10 protein-coding genes are annotated in these 8,758 nt (G+C 68.9%); 7 read left to right on the top strand and 3 right to left on the bottom strand.

The window, feature by feature from the left end:
- The 4 genes from ACFWF3_RS14395 to ACFWF3_RS14380 form a co-directional block, all read left to right on the top strand.
- Nucleotides 1–349, top strand: a 349-nt coding sequence (locus ACFWF3_RS14395) for an aldehyde dehydrogenase family protein (protein ID WP_379314031.1), incomplete at its 5' end; no start/stop codon positions are given.
- A gap of 10 nt (nucleotides 350–359) precedes the next feature.
- Nucleotides 360–1,187: a TauD/TfdA dioxygenase family protein gene (locus tag ACFWF3_RS14390; protein WP_379314030.1), complete on the top strand. Its 828-nt coding sequence runs from the start codon at nucleotides 360–362 to the stop codon at nucleotides 1,185–1,187.
- Nucleotides 1,184–1,927 (top strand): SDR family NAD(P)-dependent oxidoreductase, encoded by a 744-nt coding sequence (locus tag ACFWF3_RS14385; protein WP_379314029.1) that lies wholly within the window; start codon nucleotides 1,184–1,186, stop codon nucleotides 1,925–1,927. The genes ACFWF3_RS14390 and ACFWF3_RS14385 overlap by 4 nt, the downstream gene beginning before the upstream one ends.
- A gap of 56 nt (nucleotides 1,928–1,983) precedes the next feature.
- The gene (locus tag ACFWF3_RS14380; protein ID WP_379314028.1) at nucleotides 1,984–2,520 is read left to right on the top strand and encodes a carboxymuconolactone decarboxylase family protein; all 537 of its coding nucleotides are present in this window, start codon (nucleotides 1,984–1,986) and stop codon (nucleotides 2,518–2,520) included.
- Between the two features lie 21 nt (nucleotides 2,521–2,541).
- Here ACFWF3_RS14380 and ACFWF3_RS14375 read toward each other — a convergent pair whose 3' ends face one another.
- Entirely contained in the window at nucleotides 2,542–3,258 is a 717-nt protein-coding gene (locus ACFWF3_RS14375) for an enoyl-CoA hydratase/isomerase family protein (protein WP_067444827.1), read from the bottom strand.
- Nucleotides 3,259–3,348: 90 nt separating this feature from the next.
- Here ACFWF3_RS14375 and ACFWF3_RS14370 point away from each other — a divergent pair, with 90 nt between their 5' ends.
- The 3 genes from ACFWF3_RS14370 to ACFWF3_RS14360 all read left to right on the top strand — a co-directional run bounded on the left by ACFWF3_RS14370 (nucleotide 3,349) and on the right by ACFWF3_RS14360 (nucleotide 6,176).
- Nucleotides 3,349–4,896, top strand: a complete 1,548-nt coding sequence (locus ACFWF3_RS14370) for an AMP-binding protein (protein ID WP_379314027.1) — start codon at nucleotides 3,349–3,351, stop codon at nucleotides 4,894–4,896.
- Nucleotides 4,897–5,180: 284 nt separating this feature from the next.
- Complete coding sequence (locus ACFWF3_RS14365; protein ID WP_379314026.1) at nucleotides 5,181–5,714, top strand: NUDIX hydrolase; 534 nt, start codon at nucleotides 5,181–5,183, stop codon at nucleotides 5,712–5,714.
- Nucleotides 5,715–5,963: 249 nt separating this feature from the next.
- On the top strand, nucleotides 5,964–6,176 hold the full coding sequence (locus tag ACFWF3_RS14360) for a DUF2283 domain-containing protein (protein ID WP_379314025.1): 213 nt from the start codon (nucleotides 5,964–5,966) through the stop codon (nucleotides 6,174–6,176).
- A gap of 163 nt (nucleotides 6,177–6,339) precedes the next feature.
- Here the strand turns inward: ACFWF3_RS14360 and ACFWF3_RS14355 are convergent, their stop codons facing one another.
- A complete protein-coding gene (locus tag ACFWF3_RS14355) occupies nucleotides 6,340–7,518 on the bottom strand; it encodes a beta-ketoacyl synthase N-terminal-like domain-containing protein (protein ID WP_379314024.1) in 1,179 nt (392 codons plus the stop codon).
- A complete protein-coding gene (locus ACFWF3_RS14350; protein WP_379314023.1) occupies nucleotides 7,515–8,705 on the bottom strand; it encodes an OB-fold domain-containing protein in 1,191 nt (396 codons plus the stop codon). Before ACFWF3_RS14350 ends, ACFWF3_RS14355 begins: the two co-directional genes overlap by 4 nt.
- Between the last annotated feature and the right edge of the window lie 53 nt (nucleotides 8,706–8,758).

Raw genomic sequence — 8,758 nt, 5'->3', positions numbered from 1 at the left:
GCCCACCGTCTTCGCCGAGGTCACCAATGACATGACCATCGCCCGCGAGGAGATCTTCGGGCCGGTCCTGACGATCCTGGGTTACGACGATCTCGACCACGCCGTCGAGATCGCCAACGACACCGAGTACGGCCTGGCCGGCTTCGTCGCGGGCACCGACCTGGTGCAGGCGCGCGCGGTCGCCCGCCGGATCAGGGCGGGGTCGATCGCGATCAACGGCGGGTTCGATTTCCACACGCCCTTCGGCGGTTACAAGAAGAGCGGCAACGGCCGCGAGTGGGGCGATTTCGGCTTCCACGACTACCTCGAGATCAAGGGCGTGCTCGGTTACGCGCCGCCGGAAGAATGAGAGGCGACCGATGCCTACCCTGGCCACGAAGAAACTGAGCGACGCCGTCGGCGTGGAGGTGCTCGACGCCGACGCAGACCGGCTACTGCACGACCCCGACATTCCGGCCGCGTGCATGGCGGCGCTCGAGGAGCACGGCGTCCTGCTGTTTCGCGAACTGCACATCGGCGACGAGGCGCAGGCGGCGTTCGGGCGGCGGTTGGGCGAGCTGGTGCAGTTCCCGCTCTACGCCAACCCCGATGTCATGCAGATCAGCTTCGACCCCGACAATCCCAACGCGGAGTACTTCGCGAGCAACGATTTCTGGCACCTCGACGGCGCGTTGGACGCCATCCCGGCCAAGGCGTCGATGCTCAGCGCGCACGTGATCGCCACCGAGGGCGGCGAGACCGAGTTCGCCAGCACCTACGCGGCCTACGACAACCTCTCCGACGACGAGCGGCAGCGCTTCGCCGACCTGCGGGTGGTGCACACCTTCGCCGCGATCCAGAAGCTGACCTACCCGGACCCCACCGAGGAGCAGCTCACCGAATGGGCCTCGCGCACCGTGCGCGAGCATCCGCTGGTGTGGCAGCACGACACCGGGCGGCGCTCCCTGGTCTTCGGGGCGACCACGTCCCACATCGTCGGCATGGACCCCGAGCAGGGGCGCGCACTGCTCGACGACCTCCAGGCGCGCGCCACCGCCCCGGAGCGCGTGCTGCGCCACGCCTGGTCGGTGGGCGATCTGGTGATCTGGGACAACCGGGGCCTGGTCCACCGGGCGTGCGAGTTCGACCGGCGCGAACCGCGCCGGATGCACCGCACCACCCTCGCCGGCGACGAGGCCATCAAATGAGCGCCCGCACCGCGATCGTCACCGGCGGCGCGTCGGGGATCGGCGGCGCGATCAGCGCGCGGCTGGCCGCCGATGGGGCATCCGTCGCCATCTTCGACCTCAACGGTGACGCGGCCAAGGACGCCGCCGCCGCGATCGAGAACGCCGGCGGTCGGGCGATCGGCCTGCCCGTCGACGTCACCGACCGCGCGGCGATCGACGCCGGGGTCGCCGAGGTGCGTGCCCGGCTCGGCCGACCGGCGGTGCTGGTGAACAGCGCCGGTCTCACCCTGGACGGTCCCTTCCTCGAGATCAGCGCCGAGACCTGGAACCGGGCCCTGGCGATCAATCTCACCGGGACCTTCGACTGCTGCCAGGCGGTGATCCCGGACATGATCGAGCAGGGCTGGGGACGCATCGTCAACATCTCGTCGTCGAGCGTGCACAGCGGCGCGGCCGGGCTGGCCGGGTACGTCGCGGCGAAATCGGGCGTGGTGGGTCTGACCAAGGTGCTCGCGCTCGAATTCGCCAAACGCGGCATCACGGTGAACACCATTCCGCCGGGCTTCATCGACACCCCGATGCTGCGCCACACCGTGGACCGGGGGTTCATCGACGTCGAGGCGCAGATCGCGCGCACCCCGGTCGGCCGGATCGGCACACCCGCCGACGTGGCCGCCACCTGCGCGTTCCTGGTGAGCGAGGAGGCCGGTTATCTCACCGGTCAGATCATCGGCGTCAACGGCGGGCGGAACACGTGACGGCGGCGCAAGAGCCCCGCATCGCGCCGTTGCCGAAAGCGGAATGGTCCACGGAGATGACCACGTTCATGGCCGAGTATCGCAGCGCGGCGATCGGCGACAAGCCGTCGACCGGGCGGCAGAGCGGGTCAAACCTGCTGGGCACGCTGGCCAGATACCCGGCGCTGGCCAAACCGTTCCTCACCTTCAACGGGCACTTCCTCTACGGCTCCACGCTCTCGGCCCGGCAGCGCGAACTGCTCGTGCTGCGGGTGGCGGCGGTCCAACGCTGCGGCTACGAGTGGGCCCAGCATTCGATCCTGGCCGCCGACGCGGGCCTCGAGCCCGAGGAGATCGCCCGAATCGAACGGGGTCCGAGCGCGCCCGGGTGGTCGGCGATCGACGGCGCGCTGCTGGCCGCCGTCGACGAACTGCTCGGCGACGGGGCCGTGAGCGGCCCGACCTGGACCGCCCTGGCGACCGAGTTCGACGAGCACCAGCTGATGGATGTGGTGTTCACCGTGGGCATGTACGCGATGCTCGCCATGGCCCTGAGCTCGTTCGCCGTGGCGGCCGAAGCCGCGCTGGTGCCGTACCTGCCCGCACCGGAGTGAGCGCGGGCAGGTGGGCGCGGATTATCCGCGGCGGGTGAGCACCGCGTCGGCGGCGGCCCAGTGCTCATCCGCCACCCACAGGCGCGCGAAGGCCGCGACGGCTTCCTCGGCCGACACCCCGCCGACGACGCGCTTGATCTCGGCGGCCTGCGGGGTGGCCAGCGATCGGGCCAGCGCGCGCCAGCCGTCCTCGAACTCCGCGCGCGGCAGCACCCGATCCACCAGGCCGAGGCGCTGCGCCTCGACGACGTCGAGGATCGCGCCGGACCCGGCGAGCAGCAGCGCGCGGCTCTTGCCGACGAGGGCGGCGAGGCGTTCCGCGCCGCCCCAGGCCGGCATGATCGCCAGCGCGGACTGGTTGAAGCCGATCTTGATATCGTCGGCGGCGACGCGGATGTCAGCGGCCACCGCGAACTCGGCGCCGCCGCCGAGCGCGTGCCCGTTGAGCGCGGCGATAACGGGGGCGGGGAAACTCGCCAGCCGGTCGCAGATCGAGCGCATCCGCCAGGCCATCGCCGCGGCCTGTTCCTCGGTGCGCAGAGCGCTGAGTTCCTTCAGGTCACCGCCGGAGACGAACGCGCGCTCACCGGCGCCGCGCACGACGAGGGCGCGCGCACCCGCCGCCTTGTCGAGCGCCTCGTCGAGCTCGTCCATCGTGACGGGCGCGATGGCGTTGCGCGCGTGCGGTCGGTCGATCGTGATGACCGCGACGCCCTCGTCCAGCTCCAGCTCGACCATCTAAGGTTCTCCCATCACGAGATTGTCATTCTTGTTTTCAGAGAATAACATCATCGCCGCAGAACTTCGGATCGGGCATTGGAGTCTCACGTGCGCAGCATTCCCGCCGACTTGGTCGAGCATTACCGAACGCAGGGCTGGTGGACCGGCGAACCGATCGGCGAGCTGCTGACGCGCGGCCTCGCCGCTGCCCCGGACACCGAATTCCGGGTGCACTCCGCCGAGCGTCCCTGGTCGGGCACCTTCGGCGAGGTCGAGCACCGGGCCCGTCGCCTCGCCGCGGGCCTACGCGCTCGCGGCGTCGGGCCCGGCGACGTCGTGGCCTTCCAGCTGCCCAACTGGATGGAGGCCGCCGCCACCTTCTGGGCGTCGGCCTTCCTCGGTGCGGTGGTGGTGCCCATCGTGCACTTCTACGGCCGCAAGGAACTCACCTACATCCTCGAGGCGACCACGCCACGGGTGTTCATCGGAGCGGAGCGGTTCGGGCGCCTCGAGTTCCAGGCCGATCTGTGCGCCGACATCCCGATCGTCGGCGTGGTGGGACGCGACTTCGACGACCTGCTCGCCGACGAACCGATGCCCGGATTCCTCCCGACCGATCCGGGCGGCCCCGCACTGATCGCCTTCACCTCGGGAACCACCAGCGCGCCCAAGGGCGTCGTACACAGCCATGAGACCCTCGGTCACGAAACCCGGCAGCTGTCCGCCTGGTACCCACCCGACCGCGGCAAACAACTCACCGCGGCGCCCGTCGGGCACTTCATCGGCATGGTGAACGCCTTCCTGATCCCGGTGCTGGACGCGTCGCCGGTGAACCTGGCCGATGTGTGGGATCCGCAGCGCGTCCTCGCGCTGATGCACAGCGACGGGCTCACCGTGGGCGGCGGCGCGACGTACTTCGTCACCAGCCTGCTCGACCACCCCGATTTCACCGCCGCACATCTGCCCCGGATGCGGTACGCGGGCCTGGGCGGGTCGTCGGTGCCCGCGGCGGTCACCCGCAGGCTCGACGAACTCGGCATCACGGTCTTCCGCTCCTACGGCAGCACCGAGCACCCGTCGATCACCGGGTCACAGATCACCGCGGCCTCGGACAAACGCCTGTTCACCGACGGCGATGTCCTCCCCGGCGTGGAGATCCGTCTGGCCCCCGACGGCGAAATCCTCAGTCGCGGACCGGAATTGTGCCTCGGCTACACCGACGACGCCCTGACCGCCGCCGCCTTCGACGCCGACGGCTGGTACCGCACCGGCGACATCGGCGAACTCGACGCCGACGGCTACCTCACGATCACCGACCGCAAGGCTGACATCATCATCCGCGGCGGCGAGAACATCAGCGCCCTCGAAGTCGAGGAGGTCCTGCTGACAATGCCCGGAATCGCCGAGGCGGTCGTCGTCGCCGCACCGGATGCCCGCCTCGGCGAGCACGCCGCCGCCGTGGTGCGACTGCGCACCGGCCACGAGATGCCGACCATCACCGAGATGCGCGCGCATTTCGACCGGGCCGGTGTCGCCAAACAGAAGTGGCCCGAGGAGCTGCACCAGGTCGAGGATTTCCCCCGAACCGCCAGCGGCAAGGTACAGAAGTTCCACGTCCGACGAAACATCGCCGACCGCCAACCGTTGCACGGCTGAACTCCCGCGCCCAGACGTGGAGCCGCGGAAGTCCACGCGGCGACCACGTACGGGCCCGCATCAGCGCGCCGATGGTGTCGAACCGACGCCATCGGTGCGCAGTTCGAGAACGGCTAGCCACCCACGATTTCCAGCAAAGTCGATGCCGGGCGATCAGGTCTCAACTCGCCCGCTGGCCTGTACGGCTACGACCTCGTGCGGATCGGCCATCGAAGTCGTCCGACCTGACGGACCTCGCACTCAGCAACTCCGTTCTGCCATCGCATTCCACTACCGTCGACGGCATGCGCGATAGCCAGTGGACAATCCTTGGTGAGCGGGTACTCGACGAGAACCGGCACATCCGGTTGTCGACCGCCGATATCCGCCTGCCGGACGGCGTGGAGTTCACTCAGTACGTCGCCCGGATGCCACGGTGCGCGATGACACTGGTGCTCAATGATTCCCGCGAGGTGCTGCTGATGTACCGGCACCGGTGGATCATCGACCAGTGGGTATGGGAGCTGCCCGGCGGATACGTCGACCACGCCGAAGACGTGGCCTCGGCAGCGGCCCGCGAAGTCGAGGAGGAAACCGGGTGGCGCCCCCGTACCATCCAACACCTGGTGACCTACCAACCCGCGATCGGCACTCTCGACCATCCACAGGAGGTGTACCTCGCCTGCGGTGCCGACCGCACCGACACGCGCCCGGACATCAACGAAGCCGAGGCAATTCGGTGGGTGCCGCTCGATGAGGCTGTGCAGATGATCGACCGTGGCGAAATCATCGGTGCGGCAACTGTAGTCGGCGTATACCGAGCCCTCACATTGACCTAGGCGTGCGTTCGGCGGGACTCCGCGCCACCAACCAATTCGAGCGCTTTCGACCCACCCGGTCCGCTTCGCACGGGTCTTCCACCGCGAGGCTGGACGCGAGCAAGCACAAGTTGAACACGCGCCCACGCTGGTACCCATCGCTCATATTCAGCGACGCCCGCGCAAGTACTAGTGCGTGGTCCGATCACGAATCAACGACAATGGGCAACTGACGTCGGAACCAACTCGACAGGAGTTGTCCTTGTGCGGATGACCTACGATTCGACGGCAAACGCCGCGATGATCTACCTCGCCGATCGCATCGGTCCCGGACAAGCCGTCCGGCAACAAGCAGTACCACTCGATGGGGCCGAGATGGTCCTGGATTTCGATGCCCATGGCGTGCTACTCGGCATCGAGGTGATCGGCGCACGCGAAACGATCTCGGCCGAAGTACTCGACGCGGCTGAACAAATCGGATGATCCCCGCCGGTTCGGGCTACTCGGCACACACCGCGGGCAGCCCGAAACGGCGGCTCGATCTGATGACCGCATCAGCCCGAAGCGAGATGCGATCACCTAGCATTGCCGCCAGTACTGTGCTGATCGACTCAGCGATCGCGGCCACCGTCATCGACGGACCCGCCTACGACTGAGCCGTGTCTCGCGCGTCGGGCCCGGCCAGGATCGTCACGGCCGCGACCGCCGTGGGACCACCGATGGAGTGCGCCAACCCGATTCGGGCCCGGTCGACCTGGTTCACCGCGTCGCCGCGCAACTGCTCGAACAACTCCACGCACTGCGCCACCCCGGTGGCGCCCGGCGGATGTCCCTTCGACTTCAAGCCGCCGCTCGGATTGACCGGTAGCGCGCCGCCGACGCTGGTGACGCCCGCTTCGACGAGCTTGTGGGCCTCGAACCGATCGGCGAACCCGAGATCCTCGTAGCTCATCAACTCGATGCCGGTGAAGAAGTCGTGCACCTCGGCGACATCGATGTCCGACGGGGTCAGCCCGGCCATGCCGAACGCCTGGCGCGCGGCGCGGACCGTGGCGGGGAACGTCGTCATGTCCCGCTTGTGCTGGTGCATCACCGAATCCATGCCGAGTCCCACCCCGCGAATCCACACGGGGCGGTCGGTGTAGCGATCGACCACGCCCTCGGCCGCCAGCACGAGCGCCGCCGCCCCGTCGCTCTGCGGCGCGCAGTCGTAGAGCCCGAACGGCGTGACCACCGTCGGCGCCGCGAGGGCTTCCTCGATACTGATCTCGAAGCGCAACCGCGCCTTGAGGTTTCGCACGCCGTGCCGATGGTTCTTCACCGCGACCATGGCCATGTGTTCGCGTGTGGCAGGTGATTCGTGCAGGTACCGTGCCACGTGCAGCGCGAACCCGGCAGGCGCGACCAGCCCGAGCGGGTAGTCCCAGGCCATGTCCCGGGTCATCGCCTCCCACTCCCACAGCATGTCCTTGGATGCCGACTCACGCAGCTTGTCCGCGCCGACCACCAGGGCCACGTCGATAGCGCCGGAGGCGATCGCGAGCAGCGCGTTGCGGACCGCGTCGTGCCCGGTGGCGCAGGCGTTCTCGACGCGGGTCACCGGAATGTCGGGCAGCCCGAGGGTGTCGGCGAGAATGCCGGAGGCGAACCCGTCGGCGGTGCCGAGCTCACCGAACCACGCCGCCTGGATGTCGGATTTTCGGAACCCCTTGTCGATGGTGCGCGCGCAGTCGGCGAAGGCCATCGGCACCAGATCTTTGATACCGAGCGCGAAATGCTCGGCGAAGGGCGTCATTCCGGCGCCGACGATGGCGACTCTTCTCATGCTGCCGACTCCTGTCGTTCGGGGGTTTCCGGTTCGAAGGCGTAGCCGTAGTCCGGCACGCCGGAGCGCACCGCCACGCGCCGCAACACCATGCGGCCGCGATCGCCGATGGCCACCGAACCCGGTTCGGCGCTGGTCACTTTCACCAGCGCGCGCACGCCGACCTCCTCGAGTTCGACGATGACCAGCGAATACGGCGTTTTCAGCCCGGGTACCGGCACATGCACCGTCACCGATGTGTACACGGTGGCGGTGCGGGGCAACGGCACCAGCGTGTAGTCGGTGCGCAGCGTGCCGTCCTCGTCCACCCGATAGCGGGGTGGGAAGTCCAGTTCGTCGGTGCCGTCGTGGCGTCCGGCCGCCCAGCGCACTTTCGCCTCGAACGCGCGCTCATAGGCGGCCAGCGAGATCGGGATGTCGGCCCCGGGCACGAAGCTCGTCACAGGTTTCTCCCGCGGCGGCGGTTCGCGCCGATGCACCGGCACCGCGCCTGCCGCGACCGTGACGCCGGACAGACTGCCCTGTTCCACCCCGACCAGCGGGCCGGCCTGCCCCGCGTCCACCATCGCCGCCAGCGCGAACAATCCAGAACTCGCCCCCAAGGTGGGCAGCGGCGGCGGAGTACCGATACACAGGTCGGTGGCCTGTTCGTGATCGACACCGGCCACCGCGACCGGGGTGTCGAGCCAGGACGCGGCCAGTGACCCGAGAAGTCCGCGTTCGCGCAATAGTCGGGGGTCGCCGTAGTCGTGCACGACGCCGGTGGCGTAGCGGGTCCGGACCGGCAGGCTCCGGGCGACGCGCGCCGCGGTGCGCACCTGTAGTCCGCGTTCGCCCGTGACGGCGGCGGCCGCGCCGGCCGGATCGAGGTCGACGCCGATCACCAGGGTTCGCGGCCGCGCCGAGCCGAGTGCGTCGAGGGTCGCGGGTGCGCCGCCGAGCCGCTCGGTGACCTCGAGCTCGGAATCCAGACCGAGACCTGCCAGCAGTACCGCGGCGTTGCCGCCTTCCAGCAGCGGCAGATCCCGGCTGACCAGCACGACGTGCTCCACCCCGGCCCCCGAGGCGATCGCGGCCCGGCCCGCTTCGACGGCGAGGGTGATCGCGTCCTCGTCGTCACCGGGTACGCGCTGTTCGGCGGTACCCCAGCACGGCAGATAGGTACCGACCGAAGCGATCAACGGCATCGTGCTCTCCCGACCTAGGTGATAATGTGATTCTCATATTAGAGAATGCAGTC

This window comes from Nocardia sp. NPDC060220 (assembly GCF_042727815.1).
Lineage (GTDB): Bacteria > Actinomycetota > Actinomycetes > Mycobacteriales > Mycobacteriaceae > Nocardia.
The sequence above is the reverse complement of the archived record's forward strand: the minus strand, read 5'-3'. Positions and strand labels throughout refer to the sequence as shown.

Excerpts from the sequence above, each read along its gene's own strand:
- ACFWF3_RS14365 (WP_379314026.1), top strand. The coding sequence starts at position 5,181 with ATGCGCGATAGCCAGTGGACAATCCTTGGTGAGCGGGTACTCGACGAG.
- ACFWF3_RS14355 (WP_379314024.1), bottom strand. The coding sequence starts at position 7,518 with ATGAGAAGAGTCGCCATCGTCGGCGCCGGAATGACGCCCTTCGCCGAG.
- ACFWF3_RS14385 (WP_379314029.1), top strand. The coding sequence starts at position 1,184 with ATGAGCGCCCGCACCGCGATCGTCACCGGCGGCGCGTCGGGGATCGGC.
- ACFWF3_RS14375 (WP_067444827.1), bottom strand. The coding sequence starts at position 3,258 with ATGGTCGAGCTGGAGCTGGACGAGGGCGTCGCGGTCATCACGATCGAC.
- ACFWF3_RS14380 (WP_379314028.1), top strand. The coding sequence starts at position 1,984 with ATGACCACGTTCATGGCCGAGTATCGCAGCGCGGCGATCGGCGACAAG.
- ACFWF3_RS14350 (WP_379314023.1), bottom strand. The coding sequence starts at position 8,705 with ATGCCGTTGATCGCTTCGGTCGGTACCTATCTGCCGTGCTGGGGTACC.
- ACFWF3_RS14390 (WP_379314030.1), top strand. The coding sequence starts at position 360 with ATGCCTACCCTGGCCACGAAGAAACTGAGCGACGCCGTCGGCGTGGAG.
- ACFWF3_RS14360 (WP_379314025.1), top strand. The coding sequence starts at position 5,964 with ATGACCTACGATTCGACGGCAAACGCCGCGATGATCTACCTCGCCGAT.